Annotated in this window: 12 protein-coding genes, 2 rRNA genes and 1 pseudogene (1 of these 15 running past the window's edge); 6 read left to right on the top strand and 9 right to left on the bottom strand. The window is 62.4% G+C overall.

Annotated elements, in window-relative coordinates; all coding sequences use genetic code 11:
• Window positions 1-11: 11 nt before the first annotated feature.
• Window positions 12-440, bottom strand: coding sequence for a PACE efflux transporter (locus ACK56M_RS09470; protein ID WP_054572833.1), 429 nt, complete (start codon window positions 438-440; stop codon window positions 12-14).
• Window positions 441-541: 101 nt separating this feature from the next.
• Here ACK56M_RS09470 and ACK56M_RS09465 point away from each other — a divergent pair, with 101 nt between their 5' ends.
• The 3 genes and pseudogenes from ACK56M_RS09465 to ACK56M_RS09455 all read left to right on the top strand — a co-directional run bounded on the left by ACK56M_RS09465 (window position 542) and on the right by ACK56M_RS09455 (window position 3,449).
• Complete coding sequence (locus tag ACK56M_RS09465) at window positions 542-1,420, top strand: LysR family transcriptional regulator (protein ID WP_023661323.1); 879 nt, start codon at window positions 542-544, stop codon at window positions 1,418-1,420.
• 97 nt (window positions 1,421-1,517) lie between these two features.
• Window positions 1,518-2,546 (top strand): annotated as a pseudogene (mcpA, locus tag ACK56M_RS09460) (methyl-accepting chemotaxis protein McpA); the annotation flags it as partial.
• Between the two features lie 162 nt (window positions 2,547-2,708).
• Window positions 2,709-3,449: a methyl-accepting chemotaxis protein gene (locus ACK56M_RS09455; RefSeq protein ID WP_370290711.1), complete on the top strand. Its 741-nt coding sequence runs from the start codon at window positions 2,709-2,711 to the stop codon at window positions 3,447-3,449.
• A 28-nt stretch (window positions 3,450-3,477) separates the two neighbouring features.
• Here the strand turns inward: ACK56M_RS09455 and ACK56M_RS09450 are convergent, their stop codons facing one another.
• The 3 genes from ACK56M_RS09450 to ACK56M_RS09440 form a co-directional block, all read right to left on the bottom strand.
• On the bottom strand, window positions 3,478-4,542 hold the full coding sequence (locus tag ACK56M_RS09450; RefSeq protein WP_411959381.1) for a hypothetical protein: 1,065 nt from the start codon (window positions 4,540-4,542) through the stop codon (window positions 3,478-3,480).
• 150 nt (window positions 4,543-4,692) lie between these two features.
• Entirely contained in the window at window positions 4,693-5,070 is a 378-nt protein-coding gene (locus ACK56M_RS09445) for a RidA family protein (protein ID WP_015269675.1), read from the bottom strand.
• Window positions 5,071-5,082: 12 nt separating this feature from the next.
• Window positions 5,083-6,219, bottom strand: coding sequence for an NAD(P)/FAD-dependent oxidoreductase (locus tag ACK56M_RS09440; RefSeq protein ID WP_015269674.1), 1,137 nt, complete (start codon window positions 6,217-6,219; stop codon window positions 5,083-5,085).
• A gap of 114 nt (window positions 6,220-6,333) precedes the next feature.
• Here ACK56M_RS09440 and ACK56M_RS09435 point away from each other — a divergent pair, with 114 nt between their 5' ends.
• Window positions 6,334-6,927: a helix-turn-helix domain-containing protein gene (locus ACK56M_RS09435; protein WP_015269673.1), complete on the top strand. Its 594-nt coding sequence runs from the start codon at window positions 6,334-6,336 to the stop codon at window positions 6,925-6,927.
• Window positions 6,928-7,145: 218 nt separating this feature from the next.
• Complete coding sequence (locus tag ACK56M_RS09430) at window positions 7,146-7,931, top strand: sulfite exporter TauE/SafE family protein (protein ID WP_013971855.1); 786 nt, start codon at window positions 7,146-7,148, stop codon at window positions 7,929-7,931.
• A gap of 3 nt (window positions 7,932-7,934) precedes the next feature.
• Here ACK56M_RS09430 and ACK56M_RS09425 read toward each other — a convergent pair whose 3' ends face one another.
• Together ACK56M_RS09425 and ACK56M_RS09420 are read right to left on the bottom strand one after the other, a co-directional pair.
• A complete protein-coding gene (locus tag ACK56M_RS09425; RefSeq protein WP_085721229.1) occupies window positions 7,935-8,474 on the bottom strand; it encodes a histidine phosphatase family protein in 540 nt (179 codons plus the stop codon).
• Between the two features lie 131 nt (window positions 8,475-8,605).
• Window positions 8,606-10,840 (bottom strand): TonB-dependent siderophore receptor, encoded by a 2,235-nt coding sequence (locus ACK56M_RS09420; protein ID WP_411959380.1) that lies wholly within the window; start codon window positions 10,838-10,840, stop codon window positions 8,606-8,608.
• Window positions 10,841-11,139: 299 nt separating this feature from the next.
• Here ACK56M_RS09420 and ACK56M_RS09415 point away from each other — a divergent pair, with 299 nt between their 5' ends.
• Window positions 11,140-12,369, top strand: a complete 1,230-nt coding sequence (locus tag ACK56M_RS09415) for an MFS transporter (protein WP_411959379.1) — start codon at window positions 11,140-11,142, stop codon at window positions 12,367-12,369.
• Here the strand turns inward: ACK56M_RS09415 and ACK56M_RS09410 are convergent.
• From ACK56M_RS09410 to ACK56M_RS09400, 3 genes are all read right to left on the bottom strand, one after another.
• On the bottom strand, window positions 12,366-14,174 hold the full coding sequence (locus tag ACK56M_RS09410; RefSeq protein WP_217190567.1) for an ABC transporter ATP-binding protein/permease: 1,809 nt from the start codon (window positions 14,172-14,174) through the stop codon (window positions 12,366-12,368). The genes ACK56M_RS09415 and ACK56M_RS09410 overlap by 4 nt on opposite strands.
• Window positions 14,175-14,368: 194 nt before the next feature.
• Window positions 14,369-14,484 (bottom strand): 5S ribosomal RNA (rrf, locus tag ACK56M_RS09405).
• 131 nt (window positions 14,485-14,615) lie between these two features.
• A 23S ribosomal RNA gene (locus ACK56M_RS09400) occupies window positions 14,616-16,354 on the bottom strand; it runs 1,153 nt beyond the window's last position.

Raw genomic sequence — 16,354 nt, 5'->3', positions numbered from 1 at the left:
AACAGGTTGAATCAGGCTGCTGCCAAGGCTGAGCTGGGCAAGCCAAAGATCCGGTCGAACGCCCAGTTGTAGGCAAAGGTGTAGCACGGCACCAGCACGATGAACGCCATGTCCACCAGCAGCGCCTCTAGCAATGTCATGTCCAGCCACCAGGCAATCAGCGGGATCAGGTACACCACCAGGGTCAGCTGGAAGCCGATGGCATGCGCCACCCGCCGTGCCACGTTGCGCCCGCGCGTGGCCTGGCGGCTCTCCCACCACTCGAACAGGGTGTTGTAGATCAGGTTCCAGAGCATGGCGATGGTAGTGATCATCACCGCCAGAGGCCCGGTATGCGATGCCTGGGTGTCCGACAGGTAGGCCAGCCCGAGGGTCGACATGCACAGCCCGATCAGTTCATAGAAAGTCACGTAGACGAGTTTGCGTTTGAGTCCCTGCACCCGGGATTACCTCCAATGACAAAGCGATGGGGCGCGATCATGCTTCATCGCTCTTGACAGCAAAAGTCAGCAGCTGTCAGATCTTCTGACAGGAGGCTGCCATGAACTTTTCCAGCGACAATATCCAGCTGTTTCTCGCCGTGCTCGACCGCGGTTCGTTTTCCGCCGCTGCGCGGGCCCTGCAGCGGGTGCCTTCGGCCGTGAGCATGGCCATCGGCAACCTCGAGGCCGAACTGGGCTACACCCTGTTCGAGCGCGGCCCACGGGAAGTCCGCCCCACCGCCGAGGCCAAGGCGCTGGAACCTCATGCCCGGTTGATCGCCGAACAACTGGGGCTGCTGCAGGTGCATGCCCTGGAACTGTCCCAGGGGCTGGAGAGCAGCCTGACCCTGGCCGTGGTGCCGGACATCGACCACCGCCCGCTGCTGGCGGCCATCGCTCACCTGGGTGAGCGGCACCCGCTGCTGGACATCGCCCTGCTCAGCGCCCCGCAGGAAGAGGCCGTACACCTGCTGGACAGTGGCCGCGCCGACCTCTGCGTGGCTTTTGCCGGGTTGCAGGTCGATGCCCGTCGCGGCTTCCAGCACATCGGCATGGAATCGCTGGTGGCCACACTGTCCCCCGCTCACCCGGCCTTGCGCGAGGGGCGTATCCACTACCTCGAAGACCTGACCCGAGTGCGCCAGATCCTGGTGCGTAGCCATGACCTTCCGGTGACAGACCCACGCCCGTTGATAGGCGCCACGCACTGGTCAACCGACAGCTTCGACCTCGCCCTGCAGATGGTCGAGGCCGGCCTGGGCTGGGGCGACTTGCCGCTGTCGAGGGTCGCGCCACTGCTGGCCAGCGGGCGCCTGGTGCGCCTGGATTTTCGCAACACCCGCAACGAGCTGCAGTTGCCGGTACACATCTTCTGGCGCAAGCAACAACCGTTGCAGCAGGCTGCACGCCTGTTGATCGAGCAGTTGTGTAGCCAGTGAATGCCGTCCGTCGAAATGACCGTAAGAAAATTCTGTAAGCACTTCAATCTTTTAACCCTTGAGCCGATATCCCGAACGATAGGTTCCGCAATGCGTCATGAGCGCGCTGCGCCCTCCCCTCATTGGCCCAAGGTCTCGAAACATGAACCTGAAATTTCGCCACAAGATCCTGCTCAGCGCCTGCGGTGTCGTGGTCCTGGCATTTGCCCTGTTCACGCTCTACAACGACTACCTGCAACGCAATACCATCCGCCAGAACATCGAAGCTTCGGTGCAGCAGTCGGGCGCACTGACCGCCAGTAGTGTGCAGAACTGGATGAACGGGCGCATCCTGGTGCTGGAAAACCTGGCCCAGGACATCGCCCAGCAAGGCGCTGGCGATACCCTGGAAGGACTGATCGAGCAGCCATCCTATACGCGTAATTTCCTGTTCACTTACCTGGGCCTGGCCACCGGTGCGTTCACCCAACGCCCCAATGCGCAGATGCCCGCCGGTTACGACCCACGTCAGCGCCCGTGGTACGGCGCCGCGGCCAGCGCCGGGCAGACCGTGCTGACTGCCCCGTACCAGGGGGCTGTCGGCGGCCTGATGGTAACCATCGCCACGCCAGTGAAAAGCAAGAACAATGGCGAGCTGATCGGCGTGGTCGGCGGTGACGTCACCCTCGACACCCTGGTCGAGATCATCAACTCAGTCGATTTCGGCGGCATCGGCCACGCCTTCCTGGCCGACAGCAATGGCCAGGTGATCGTCAGCCCCGACAAAGACCAGGTGATGAAGAACCTCAAGGACATCTACCCCGGCAGCAACCTGCGAGTCGCCGCCGGCATGCAGGATGTCACCCTCAATGGCCAGGACCGCATCATTTCCTTCGCCCCGGTGGCCGGCCTGCCTTCGGCACAGTGGTACATCGGCCTGTCGATCGACAAGGACAAGGCCTACGCTGCGCTCAGCCAGTTCCGCACCTCGGCGATCATCGCGATGCTGATTGCGGTGGCTGCCATCGCCGGCCTGCTCGGCCTGCTGATCCCGATACTGATGAGCCCGCTGACCACCATGGGCCGCGCCATGCGCGACATCGCCGAGGGCGAAGGTGACCTTACCCGCCGCCTGACCGTGCAGAACAAGGACGAGTTCGGCGAACTGGCCACTTCGTTCAACCGCTTCGTCGAGCGCATTCATGCCTCGATCAGCGAAGTGTCCTCGGCAACCCGCCTGGTGCACGACCTGTCGGAGAAGGTGGTCAATGCCTCCAATGCGTCGATCATCGGTTCCGAAGAGCAAAGCATGCGCACCAACAGCGTGGCCGCAGCGATCAACGAGCTGGGTGCTGCCACCCAGGAGATCGCCCGCAACGCCGCCGATGCCTCGCAGCATGCCAGCGGTGCCAGCGAGCAGGCCCACGGTGGCCGTGAAGTGGTCGAAGAAGCGATCAGCGCCATGACCGCCCTGTCGCAGCGCATCAGCGAGTCCTGCGCGCAAATCGAAACGCTCAACGCCAGCACTGACGAAATCGGCAAGATCCTCGACGTGATCAAGGGCATCTCGCAGCAGACCAACCTGCTGGCGCTGAACGCCGCCATCGAAGCGGCCCGTGCCGGTGAGGCCGGCCGTGGCTTTGCCGTGGTGGCCGACGAGGTACGCAACCTGGCGCACCGCACCCAGGAATCGGCGGAAGAAATCCACCGCATGATCACCAGCCTGCAGGTAGGCTCGCGCGAAGCGGTGCACACCATGAACACCAGCCAGGTTTCCAGCGAGCAGACCGTGCAGGTGGCCAACCAGGCCGGCGAGCGCCTGGCCAGCGTGACCCAGCGTATTGGCGAGATCGATGGCATGAACCAGTCGGTGGCTACTGCTACCGAAGAACAGACCGCCGTGGTCGAGAGCCTCAACCTGGACATCACCCAGATCAACGCCCTGAACCAGCAAGGGGTGGAGAACCTCAACGAGACCCTGCGCCATTGTGACCAACTGGCCCAGCAGGCCGGGCGCCTGAAGCAGCTGGTAGGCAGCTTCAGAATCTGATGGCCCAGGGGGGCTGCTGCGCAGCCCCCTACGCCACCGCCGCTTTAACCACTCTGCTCCGCCGGACCCAGGCCAGCAGCACCGCCGCCATCAGCACGAAACCCAGGTAGCCGAACAGCGGGTACACCTCACCCACCAGGCTGATGAACCCCACCAGGCTGCATCCGAACGCCGCCACGCCGGTCACCACCGAGCCCCAGCGAAACCTCACCGTACCCGCCGGCATCAGCCGCGAGAGAAACGAGAACAACGTACCCACCGCAGTGTTGACGATCATGCCGAAGATAATCAGGCACATCACCAGCCCCAGCAGTGGCGATACTTCGTTGGCAATCGACAGCATCGGCATCGGCAGTTCAGCCACGCTGTCCAGGCGCGACAACAGCCCGGCACTCATCACCAGCATCAGCCCACCCAGTGCGGCGCCACCAAGCAGCCCACCCCATACAGCGGTTCGCTCGCCCTTGGCCGACCCACCCAGGATGGCCAGGATCGGCGCGCCGGCAACGATGTTGTAAGACACGTACAGGAACGCCCCCAGCAGCCAGTGACGGGCGCCCGCCTGTTGCTGGCTGGCCAGCTGGTCGAGTTGGGCGAAGCTCTGTTCCCGGCTGAACACGGCGTACAACGCAATCGCCGAGGCCACCAGGATCAGCAACGGCGTGATGGCACCAATGGCGAGGATCACCCTGCGCACATCCAGGCACACGATGCCCACCACAACCAGCGTCACCAGCACGCTGCCGGCCAGCGCCGGGATACCGAACTGCTGCTCCAGCAAGGCACCACCACCGGCCAGCATGACCACGGTGACGGCAAACATGAAAAAGGTGATCAGCCAGTCGACGAACAGGCCCAGGTGACGGCCGCAGATGGCCTGGATCACATCCTTGTGCGAAGTGGCCTGCTGGCGATTGCCCAGCCCCGCCAGGGCCATGCCGAGGAAGGTGAACAAGGCTGCGCTGACCAGCGCACCGACCAGCCCCCACACACCGAAATCGACAAAGAACAACAACAGTTCCCGCCCCGAAGCGAACCCCGCCCCCACGATCACGCCGACAAACGCGCCGGCAATCTTCAGCTGCTCTTGCATGTGAACCTCTGGATTTATTGTTGTTGTCTCACTGCCACCGCATACTTTTTGTAGGAGCAGCCTTGCGCTGCGAAGAGGCCGGTATGACTGTTGCAAATGCATGGGTTTTACTGGCCTCTTCCCAGCGCAAGGCTGCTCCTACAGAAGCGCTCAGGCGTCGCCGACGAACGCCTGCACTTCGATCTCCACATCCACCCCCAGCGCCAATGCCGAGGCCACGGTCGAGCGCACCGGTAGCGCTGCGCCGAAGAATTCCTTGTACACCTCGTTGAAGCCGGCGAAGTGGCTCATGTCCGAGAGCCAGACCGTGGCCTTGACTACCTGGTCGAAACGCGCGCCGCAGGCAGCCAGGCTTTCGGAGATACGCTCGCAGGCGGCGCGGGTCTGGGTCTGGATGTCGCCGCGCACCACTTCACCGCCAGCACTCATCGGCACCTGGCCGGAGAGGAACAGGAAGCCGCCGGCTTTCACCGCTCGGGAGAACGGGAACGGCAGGCTGCTGGGGAAACGCTGGATATCATTGCTCATGGGATGCTCCTTTCAGGGTTGCTGGAAACGGGCCGGGGACAAGCGCTCGGGCACCACCCCTTGGCTGACAAGGCCGGGACACAGGGGCAGGCCCAGCAGCAGGTCGGCAGCCAGGCGCGAGGCGCCCGCAGCCGACTGGATGCCATAGCCACCTTGTGCCGCCAGCCAGAAGAACGCTGGCGCGCGCACATCGAAACCGATCACCAGGTCGCCGTCGGCGACGAACGAGCGCAGCCCGGCCCAGGTGTGGCTCGGCCGGCGGATCTCCAGGGTGGTCATGGCTTCGATGTTGTAGATGCCCAAAGCCACGTCGAGCTCCTCGGGCACGGCGTCCTGGGGTTCGACCGGGTCGGCATTGGCCGGCGACCCCAACAGCTGGCCGGCGTCGGGCTTGAAGTAGAAGCTTTCGTCTACGCCGATCACCGCCGGCCAGCGGGCGAAGTCCTGGTCTGCCGGGCCGGGGAAGGTAAAGGCACTGCGCCGGCAGGGTTGCAGGCCGATGCGCGCCACCCCGCACTGCTCGGCTACTCGGTCGGCCCAGGCGCCAGCGGCATTTACCAGCTGGCGCGCCTGTACGTGGCTGCCATCGCCCAGCTGCACCTGCCACAGGTCATCCAGGTACCAGGCCTGGATCAGCTCGGCGTTACAGCGCAGTTCACCGCCAGCGGCGCGATAGCCGCGCAAGAAGCCCTGGTGCAGGGCATGTACGTCCAGGTCCATTGCGCCCGCTTCAAGCACCGCGCCGGCCAGGTTCTCGGCACGCAGGCTCGGTACCAGGGCCAGGGCTGCGTCGCGGTCGAGCAGGCTGACTTTGGTGCCGTTGGCCAGGTTCTGTGCGTGGGTCTGCTCGAGCAGCGTGCGCTGTTCCAGGCTGGCGACGTACAGGCAGCCGCGCGGTTCCAGCAGCGGGTGCTCGCAGAACCCTTGCGGTGGTGCTTCGTAGAAGGCCCGGCTGGCACGGGTCAGCGCCTGTATCTGCGGAGTGCCGTAGGCCTCCATGAACATGGCTGCCGAACGCCCGGTGGAATGGTAGCCAGGCTGCGCCTCGCGCTCGAGCAGCAGCACCTTCTGCCGGCCGGCCAAGCGATAACCGAGGGATGCACCAGCGATGCCCGCGCCGATGATGAGGGTGTCGTAGATCGGGATCATGCACGCTCCTGCCAAGGAATTTTCATATATGAGAATTCTAATATATGAGAATTTACGAATACGCAAGGGTCCAAGGTAAGATGCCCGACCAACGCCGCATGCCGAGACCCCCGAATGCCCGCTGCCCTACCCTTGCTGGACCGTGCCGTAGTCGGCCAGCGCCTGCGCCAGGTGCGCAAGGCGCGTCAGATGACACTCAAGCAATTGTCCGAAGCCAGTGGCGTCCCGCTGTCCACCTTGTCAAAGATGGAGCTGGCGCAGGTCTCGGTCAGCTACGAAAAACTCGCCGCCGCCGCCCGGGCGCTGAACGTCGACATTGCCCAGCTGTTGCGCGCCAGCGGCACGGTAACCGCACCAGTGCCGGTGACGGTGGTGGTCGATTCACTGCCAGCGGCGGCTGGCTACTCGACCGGCACCTATGACTATCACCCGATTGCCGGCGACTTCCCTGAACGGCGCATGACACCCGCCTATGCCCGCATCATTGCCCGTGAACGTGGCCAGTTCGACGATTTTATCCGCCACCCGGGCCAAGAATTCGCGCTGGTACTGAGCGGGCGCGTTCGTATCGAGTTCGAAACCGGGGAAGCGGTGAGCATCGGGCCGCAGGAGACGGCGTATTTCGACAGCCAGGTGGGACATATCTACCTGTCGGAAAGTGACGATGGCGCAGATGCGCATGTGATGGTGGTGATGACTGATCGCTGACCCGGTGCTGCCTGCCAGGGCCTATCGCCGGCAAGCCAGTTCCCACAGGTACGGCACAGGCCTTGAGGTTGATGCGGTCGGTGTGGGTGCCGGCTTGATAGGGCCCTGGCAGGCAGCACCTGGTTATAACCTAATAACGAACAAGTCTATTTGGCTATAAAAAAATCTATATGCTGGCTGCATCCGATAACGGGCAAAGTTGGGCAGTCGAGTAGCGTATGGATGTAGGTTCTTTCGGTTTCACCATTGCAGGCCTGGTCGTGGGTTTCATCGTCGGCATGACCGGCGTCGGTGGCGGATCGCTGATGACCCCGATCCTGTTGTGGTTCGGCATCAGCCCGGCAACGGCCGTCGGTACCGACCTGCTCTATGCCGCCATCACCAAGGCCAGTGGCGTCTGGGTGCATGCGCGCAACAAGAACGTCGACTGGAAGATCACCGGCCTGCTCAGCCTGGGTAGCGTGCCCGCCGCGGCGCTGACCCTGTGGTTCCTCAGCACCCTGCACACCGACACATCGGCGCTCAACGCCGTCATCAAGCAAGGTCTGGCGGTCGTGCTGATCCTGACCGCGCTGGCCATCCTGTTCAAATCGCGTCTGCAGGCCTTCGCCAGCCGCCATGCCGGTGACCACTATCACCTCAGCGACCGCAGCCTGAACACCCTTACCGTGCTCACCGGCGTGGTGCTGGGGGTGATGGTCACCCTTACTTCCATCGGCGCTGGCGCACTGGGTACCGTGGCGCTGTTCCTGCTGTACCCGTTCCTGGTCACCCGCCGTCTGGTCGGTACCGAAATCGCCCACGCCGTGCCGCTGACCCTGGTGGCAGGGCTGGGCCATGCGGGGATGGGCAACATGGACTGGTCGCTGCTGGGTTACCTGCTGCTGGGCTCGCTGCCAGGCATCTACCTGGGCAGCCACCTCACCGGGCGGATTTCCGACCGCGTGCTGCGCCCGTGCCTGGCGGCGATGCTGTTGCTGATCGGCTACAAGCTGGCGTTCTGACCTTCAGCCCAGGCGCAGGCGCCACTGCCCGGTAAAGCTCAGCTCCAGGCGCGACAGGGGCAACACGTCGACCCGCTGGCTGGCGCTCATCGGGCAGCCAAGTACTTGTACAAGCACGGCGCGCATCACCATCGGGTGGGTAACTGCCAGCCATTCACCAGGCCTGTCGAAGGCCGCCAGCCAGGCGGCGATGCGCTGGCAAAGCACGGCGAACGACTCGCCGCCGTGAACATCACTGGCCGGGTCCTGAAGCCATTCGGTCAACGCCTGCGATTGCTCGGTCTGCAGTTGCTTCAGTGTCAGCCCTTGCCAACGCCCCAGGTCGCAATCGGCCAATGCCGGCTCGACCTGCACCGGCCCCGAAAACCACGCCGCTGTCTCGAAGGCTCGCCGCTCTGGTGCAGTCAGCACCGGCACACCGGAAAGGTCGGCGAAAGGCTGTTGGCCCAGTGGAAGAATGCCGTCTTCGGCATGGTGCAGTCGCCCGGACTTCTGGGCTTGGGTCAGGGCATGGCAGATCAGCGTCAGGCGGACGGCTTTCACCGGGTTTTTCTCATGGCGGGTTGAGGCGCAAGGTTTAGCATGCTGCGGCACTTTTTGCCGCAACAAATATGGCACCGCCTGCGCCAGTGTTCCCCGGTTTGTCGGTGAATGGGCCGTACAGCACCCCGATGTCAGAAGGTGATATTCAGCGCAGCGAACACCGCCCTGCCTGGCTGGTTATAGGTATTGGCGCCCGAAGTACTGGCGTTGCCACCACGCAGGATCTGCTTGTCGAACACGTTGTTCACCCCCACCCGCACGTCGTAGTTGGCGTTGAACTTGTACCCGGCGCTCACGTCCACCAGCCCGTAGGCTTCCACATCCTGTTGCGCGGCCTTGTCGTAGCTTTGCTGGGTTCGGTCGTTGAAGGTCGGCGACTTCTGCTTGCCGAAGTAGGTACCCGCCACCTGGAACGACAGCTTCTCGGTGGCGCGCCAGTCGAGGGTGGTGTTGACGGTGTATTCCGGGATCACCGACAGCGGCTCGCCGGTCTCGCGGTTGTCGTTGTCGAGCATCCAGGTCAGGTTGGTGTTCCAGTCCAGGGCCGGGGTCAGCTCGATGAACAGGTTGCCTTCGATACCTTCCACCCGCGCCTTGCCGGCGTTGTCCCACTGGGTCACGCGGCTGCCGGTGCCGATGGTGTACAACACATCGGTATCACCGACGATCTTGTTCTTGTAGTCGTTGCGAAAGTACGTGGCACTGGTGCGCCAGGTACCACGGTCGTACATCAGGCCGATTTCCTTGTTGACGCTGATCTCGGGCTTGAGGTCGGCGTTGCCCTGCAGGTAGCAGCCACCGTTGTTGGTCTGCTGCACGCTGCAACCATTGCCGCGGCTGTACAGCAGGTAGTTGGGGTTGGACTGGTACAGGTTCGGGGTCTTGTAGGCGCGCGCGATACCGCCTTTGACCGACAGTGCTTCGGTCAGCTTGTGCGACAGGTTCAGGCTGGGGCTGAAGTTGTCGCCGAAGGTTTCGTGGTGGTCGAAACGCAGGCCCGGGGTAATGGTGGTGTCGCCGACAATGATGTTGTCCTCGACGAACAGCGCATAGCTGCGGGCGGTCATCTTCGAGCTGCTGCGGTCGAAACCGACCAACCCGTCGTTACCGGTAGGGTCCGAGCTTTGCGGGCGCAGCGAGCCCTGGTCATTGAGCGCTTCGTACAGGTACTCGCCGCCCAGGGTCAGCACATGTTCGGTGCTGCCCATGGCGAATGGCAGGTTCACTTCGCTGCTCAGGCGCGTGTTGCGCAGGCGCGACATGGCAGCGCCTTCGGCATTGGGGGCACCTTCGGTACGGCCTGCCAGGCCCTCGTTGAGGCGCCAGTTGCGCACGTACTCGTAGGCCAGCACGGTCTTGCTGGTACCCCAGGTGAAATCGCCCAGGTGGGTCAGGTCGTAGGTACTGCGCTGTATCACATTGGTTTCGTGGCCGTACAGGCTGGACACGAACTCGACGTCACCACCACCGTTGCTGTTCATGGTGTCGCCGGCAAAGATATTGCCCTGGCGGCTGTAGCCGGCACTGGCCTCGAGGCGGTGCTCGTCGTTCAGCTTCCAGCTCAGCAGGCCATTGATGTCCTTGTTGCGTACGCCTTCGCGGCCCGCCACCAGCGCACTGGTGGCATGCCCGGCGTTGATGTCCAGGTCGTCGGCATCGGTCTTGGCCAGGCCGCCGTACAGGCGGAAGCCGAGGTTGTCGGTCAGGCCGCCGCCCAGGTTGAAGTTGGCCCGACGGCTGGCGCCCTCGGCGCTGTCTTCCGGCAGCTGGGTGTACAGGCTGACGCTGCCCTTGAGTTCGTCGGTGGGCCGCTTGGTGATGATGTTGACCACCCCGCCCATGGCGCCGGAACCGTAACGTGCGGCCGCCGGGCCACGCAGGATCTCGATGCGCTCGACCGCTTCTGCCGGTACCCAGTTGGTTTCACCGCGGGTATCGCGGTCGCCGTTCCAGCCATAGCGCACGGCGTTGCGTGCGCTGGATGGCTTGCCGTCGATGAGGATCAGGGTATTTTCCGGGCCCATGCCGCGCAGGTCGATCTGCCGGTTGTTGCCACGCGCGCCGCTGGCGCTGTTGCCGGTCAGGTTGACCCCGGGCTCGCGGCGGATGATGTCTGACAGGTCATTGGCCGGCGGATGGCGCTTGATGTCTTCGGCGGTGATGATCGACGTACCCAGGGCCTGGCGTGCCTCGCGCTCGGCGGTAACCAGAGTGTCCTGGATAACCAGCGCGCTGTCGGCAACCGGCATCTCCAGCACCTCACCCGTACGCTGTTCTTCGGCCTGGGCCGCGGTGGCCACCATGGCCGGTGACGCCAGCGCGACGAACGCCAGGGCCAGGCTGTTGGGTGAAGTCTTGCACTGCATGGGTACATCTCCTGCGATTCATGAGCGAAACGGCACATCCCTGTCGGAAACCGGGGGCCCTCGCCCACCGGCCTCGCAAACACAGTTTGGTGGCCAACAGGGATGGTAAATATAGAGATTCGCAAATGAGTTTAAATCTTATTTACGAAGTTTACATGTTTGTAACGGAACTTTGCTGACACGACAGCGTTGCCGACGCAGCCCGGCTATTCGCGCTGTTGCTTGCATACACCTGTCCGATTTGCATCCTGCGTGACGGCTCCTACAGTTTCGAACGTAGCCCTCTGCCGAACCTCCTGATGCGCAGCCACGAAGAAAGCCACGCCACGAACACCACCAGGTCCCTGTCGAAGATCCCTCGCAGTGTCTGGGCGCTGGGGTTCGTGTCGATGTTCATGGACATTTCCTCGGAAATGATTCACGCACTGCTGCCGCTGTATATGGTCACTGTGCTTGGTACCTCGGTAGTGGCGGTGGGCTTTATCGAAGGTATCGCCGAGGCGACCGCCTCGATCACCAAGGTGTTTTCCGGTGCCCTCAGCGACCGGCTGGGCAAGCGCAAGCTGCTCACGGTGCTGGGCTATGGCCTGGGTGCGTTGACCAAGCCGGTGTTCCCCATGGCCTCCGGGCTGGAGTGGTTGACCGCGGCACGCTTCGTCGACCGGGTAGGCAAAGGCATTCGTGGGGCGCCGCGCGATGCGCTGGTGGCCGACGTCACGCCCGCAGAATTGCGTGGTGCAGCCTTCGGCCTGCGCCAGGCGCTGGATACCGTGGGCGCCTTCCTTGGGCCGTTGCTGGCGATCGTGCTGATGTGGCTGACCGCGAGCCATTTCCAGACGGTGTTCTGGGTGGCGGTGCTCCCGGCGTTCGTGGCGGTGTACATCCTCATCGCCTTCGTGCGCGAACCTGAAACGCCGGCCACCACCCGGCCGGTGCGCTCACCGCTGGCCCTGCACGAGCTGGCCCGCCTGGGCCCGGCCTACTGGCGGCTGATCGGCCTGGCCACGCTGTTCACCCTCGCCCGCTTCAGCGAGGCGTTTCTGCTGCTGCGCGCACAGGACATGGGCCTGGCGCCGCTGTGGGCGCCGGCAGTGCTGGTGCTCATGGCCCTGGCCTACTCGCTGTCGGCCTACCCCGCGGGGGTGCTGTCGGACCGCGTGGGCCGCCGCGGCGTGCTGATGACCGGGCTGGGGCTGCTGGTCGCCGCCGACCTGCTGCTGGCCCTGCTGCCGGGCTGGACCGGGCTGGCCATGGGGGTGGCTGCCTGGGGCCTGCACCTAGGTTTCAGCCAAGGCATCTTTGCCGCCATGATCGCCGACAGCGCCCCCGCGGAGCTGCGCGGTACAGCCTTCGGGCTGTTCAACCTGCTGACCGGCGTGGCGCTGTTGGTGGCCAGCGTGGTGGCCGGGCTGCTGTGGGACGGGGTCGGCTTCAAGGCGACATTCCTGTTTGGCGCAGCGTGTGCCGGCAGCACCCTGGTCGGGGTCGCATTGCTCAGGTCAGGCCCGATCACCGGCAAGCCGCACTAGGCCAGCGCTGGCTGCTGTTCCAGCAGCGACCAGCCGCCATGCCCATCCACCTCCAGCCGATGGGTATGGAAACCTGCCAGTGTGCTGCGGTGCCCGACACTGACCAGCAACGCTCCCGGCATTTCCGTGCGCAACAGTGAATACAGGGCATGCTCGAGCCCTTCGTCCATGGCCGAAGTGGACTCGTCGAGAAACACCACCTGCGGCCGGTTGAACAGCACCCGGGCAAATGCCAGGCGCTGCTGCTCACCGACCGAGAGAATGTGTGACCAGTCACAGCTGACGTCCAGTCGCTCGGCCAGGTGGGCCAGGTTGACCTGGCGCAAGGCCTGCTGCATCCGCGTTTCATCCTCAGGCCTGCTGGCCGCCGGGTAGGCAATGACGGCGCGCAGATCGCCCAGCGGCAGGTACGGCCGCTGCGACAGGAACAACGCCTGGTGGCCCAGCGGGCGCCTGACCTCACCCTCGGCATACGGCCAGAGGCCTGCCAGCGCACGCAGCAGCGTGGTTTTGCCGCTGCCCGACGGCCCCTTGATCAACAGCGCCTGGCCGGCGTGCAGGTCAAGGTCCAGGTCGGCGATAAGGGCATGCCCGTCCGGGCGCAGCACCTGCAGGCGGCTGATCGCCAAGGCATGCTCCTGCTCCTCGGTGATGACGCGCGGCAAAGCGCTTGCCTGCTCGTTGGCATCGAGGAAGCCGGTCAGACGATCGAGAGTAGCCCGGTACTGGGCAAACGCATCATACGACTCGCGGAAGAACGACAGCGAATCCTGCACCTGGCCAAAGGCCTGGGAGGTCTGCATGACGTCGCCCAGCTTGATCGCCCCGCTGAAGAAGCGCGGTGCCTGCAGAATGAACGGGAACACCACTGCTACCTGGCTCACGCCCAGGTTGAAACCACTGAATTTCAGGTTCCGGAACACCAGCGCCCAGGCATTCACGATCAAGGCACCAAAGCGGCCCAGCAAGGTGCCCCGCTCGACCTGCGCACCCTGGTAGAAAGCGATGTTCTCGGCGTTCTCGCGCAGACGCATCAGCGCGTAACGGAAGTTGGCGGTGAGCTTTTCGTTGAGGAAGTTCAGGCGGATCAGCGGCCGCCCGAGGCGGAAGGCGATCCAGGTGGCGACGATGACGTACAGGTACACGGCAAACACCATCGCCCGGGGAATCTCCACACCCGCGACGGCCAGCGGCGCCGACAGCCCCCAGAGGATACCGGTGAACGCCACCAGCGAAACCAGCGCGCTGACCGCGCCCAGGGCGAGGGTCACCGAGTTGCTGACAAAGGCGTTGACGTCCAGTTCGATACGCTGGTCAGGGTTGTCCACCGGCTCGGCAAGGAACTGGCCACGGTAGTAGGCATCGCCGTGCATCCAGTCGTGGGTCAGGCGCTCGGTCAGCCAGACCCGCCACTGGATGCTGAACGCCTGGCTTACATAGAAGGTGAACAGCGAACGCAGCACATGGATGGTGGCCAATACCGCGAAGACGCCGAGCAGGTACCAGAAGGCGGCTTGGTCAAGGCCTTGCAAGGCGCTGTAGAAGCCGTTGTACCAGAACGAGAACAGCACGTTCAGGCGCACCGAGAATAGCGTCAATACCAGCAGCAGGGCGAACACCAGTAACGGCCGCCAACTGCGCCTGAAACTGAAATAGGGCCCGGCAAGCTGCCAGAACTGGCTGCCCCAGCGCGTACAACGTACGGCCAGTGTGGCGGCTGCTGTGAAGCAGACAAGGGTGATGAACGAGGCGATTGCCAGCCAGCTCAGGCTCTCTTGCAAGGCCTGGTGCCAGTTCATTTCCATGATGGGTATCCGTGCTGAGTATTTCCGCGAGCGTAGCATTGACCTGTGATTCGTCAGGCATAAATGACGCACATTTCATGATTGCTTTCGGAGCTACGCGGGCCTCTGTGGGAGCGTTGCACAGGTCTGGGGCTTATTGGCCAGAAAGACAAAACCCCTACCTGCATGCGCAGATAGGGGTTTTGCGAAATGAATCTTGACGATGACCTACTCTCACATGGGGAAACCCCACACTACCATCGGCGATGCATCGTTTCACTGCTGAGTTCGGGATGGGATCAGGTGGTTCCAATGCTCTATGGTCGTCAAGAAATTCTGTTGCCAGAATGTCCAGATGGACAGCCCAGCGAATTCGAATATGCGATATTTGTGATGTTGCGAACTTTCGGTTGCTTCGTCTTCACCACCGCAATCTGCGTTAGCAAATTGCTTGGGTGTTATATGGTCAAGCCTCACGGGCAATTAGTATTGGTTAGCTCAACGCCTCACAGCGCTTACACACCCAACCTATCAACGTCGTAGTCTTCGACGGCCCTTCAGGGGATTCAAGATCCCAGTGAGATCTCATCTTGAGGCAAGTTTCCCGCTTAGATGCTTTCAGCGGTTATCTCTTCCGAACATAGCTACCCGGCAATGCCACTGGCGTGACAACCGGAACACCAGAGGTTCGTCCACTCCGGTCCTCTCGTACTAGGAGCAGCCCCTCTCAAATCTCAAACGTCCACGGCAGATAGGGACCGAACTGTCTCACGACGTTCTAAACCCAGCTCGCGTACCACTTTAAATGGCGAACAGCCATACCCTTGGGACCGGCTTCAGCCCCAGGATGTGATGAGCCGACATCGAGGTGCCAAACACCGCCGTCGATATGAACTCTTGGGCGGTATCAGCCTGTTATCCCCGGAGTACCTTTTATCCGTTGAGCGATGGCCCTTCCATACAGAACCACCGGATCACTAAGACCTACTTTCGTACCTGCTCGACGTGTTTGTCTCGCAGTCAAGCGCGCTTTTGCCTTTATACTCTACGACCGATTTCCGACCGGTCTGAGCGCACCTTCGTACTCCTCCGTTACTCTTTGGGAGGAGACCGCCCCAGTCAAACTACCCACCATACACTGTCCTCGATCCGGATAACGGACCTGAGTTAGAACCTCAAAGTTGCCAGGGTGGTATTTCAAGGATGGCTCCATGAGAACTGGCGTCCCCACTTCAAAGCCTCCCACCTATCCTACACAAGCAAATTCAAAGTCCAGTGCAAAGCTATAGTAAAGGTTCACGGGGTCTTTCCGTCTAGCCGCGGATACACTGCATCTTCACAGCGATTTCAATTTCACTGAGTCTCGGGTGGAGACAGCGCCGCCATCGTTACGCCATTCGTGCAGGTCGGAACTTACCCGACAAGGAATTTCGCTACCTTAGGACCGTTATAGTTACGGCCGCCGTTTACCGGGGCTTCGATCAAGAGCTTCGCTTGCGCTAACCCCATCAATTAACCTTCCGGCACCGGGCAGGCGTCACACCCTATACGTCCACTTTCGTGTTTGCAGAGTGCTGTGTTTTTAATAAACAGTCGCAGCGGCCTGGTATCTTCGACCGGCATGGGCTTACGGAGCAAGTCCTTCACCCTCGCCGGCGCACCTTCTCCCGAAGTTACGGTGCCATTTTGCCTAGTTCCTTCACCCGAGTTCTCTCAAGCGCCTTGGTATTCTCTACCTAACCACCTGTGTCGGTTTGGGGTACGGTTCCCAGTTATCTGAAGCTTAGGAGCTTTTCTTGGAAGCATGGTATCAACCACTTCGTCGCCTAGAGGCAACTCGTCATCAGCTCTCGGCCTTGAAATCCCGGATTTGCCTAAGATTTCAGCCTACCACCTTAAACCTGGACAACCAACGCCAGGCTGGCCTAACCTTCTCCGTCCCTCCATCGCAATAACTGGAAGTACAGGAATATTAACCTGTTTTCCATCGACTACGCTTTTCAGCCTCGCCTTAGGGACCGACTAACCCTGCGTCGATTAACGTTGCGCAGGAAACCTTGGTCTTTCGGCGTGCGAGTTTTTCACTCGCATTGTCGTTACTCATGTCAGCATTCGCACTTCTGATACCTCCAGCAAGCTTCTCAACTCACCTTCACAGGCTTACAGAACGCTCCTCTACCGCGTCATCAAAGATGACACCC

This window comes from Pseudomonas sp. s4 (genome assembly GCF_046764235.1).
In the GTDB taxonomy this organism is placed as follows: Bacteria; Pseudomonadota; Gammaproteobacteria; order Pseudomonadales; family Pseudomonadaceae; genus Aquipseudomonas; species Aquipseudomonas asiatica.
The sequence above is the reverse complement of the archived record's forward strand: the minus strand, read 5'-3'. Positions and strand labels throughout refer to the sequence as shown.

Coding starts and splice junctions, on each gene's coding strand:
- ACK56M_RS09455 (WP_370290711.1), top strand. CDS start 2,709: ATGCGCACCAACAGCGTGGCCGCAGCGATCAACGAGCTGGGTGCTGCC.
- ACK56M_RS09420 (WP_411959380.1), bottom strand. CDS start 10,840: ATGCAGTGCAAGACTTCACCCAACAGCCTGGCCCTGGCGTTCGTCGCG.
- ACK56M_RS09410 (WP_217190567.1), bottom strand. CDS start 14,174: ATGGAAATGAACTGGCACCAGGCCTTGCAAGAGAGCCTGAGCTGGCTG.
- ACK56M_RS09440 (WP_015269674.1), bottom strand. CDS start 6,219: ATGATCCCGATCTACGACACCCTCATCATCGGCGCGGGCATCGCTGGT.
- ACK56M_RS09430 (WP_013971855.1), top strand. CDS start 7,146: ATGGATGTAGGTTCTTTCGGTTTCACCATTGCAGGCCTGGTCGTGGGT.
- ACK56M_RS09445 (WP_015269675.1), bottom strand. CDS start 5,070: ATGAGCAATGATATCCAGCGTTTCCCCAGCAGCCTGCCGTTCCCGTTC.
- ACK56M_RS09450 (WP_411959381.1), bottom strand. CDS start 4,542: ATGCAAGAGCAGCTGAAGATTGCCGGCGCGTTTGTCGGCGTGATCGTG.
- ACK56M_RS09465 (WP_023661323.1), top strand. CDS start 542: ATGAACTTTTCCAGCGACAATATCCAGCTGTTTCTCGCCGTGCTCGAC.
- ACK56M_RS09435 (WP_015269673.1), top strand. CDS start 6,334: ATGCCCGCTGCCCTACCCTTGCTGGACCGTGCCGTAGTCGGCCAGCGC.
- ACK56M_RS09415 (WP_411959379.1), top strand. CDS start 11,140: ATGCGCAGCCACGAAGAAAGCCACGCCACGAACACCACCAGGTCCCTG.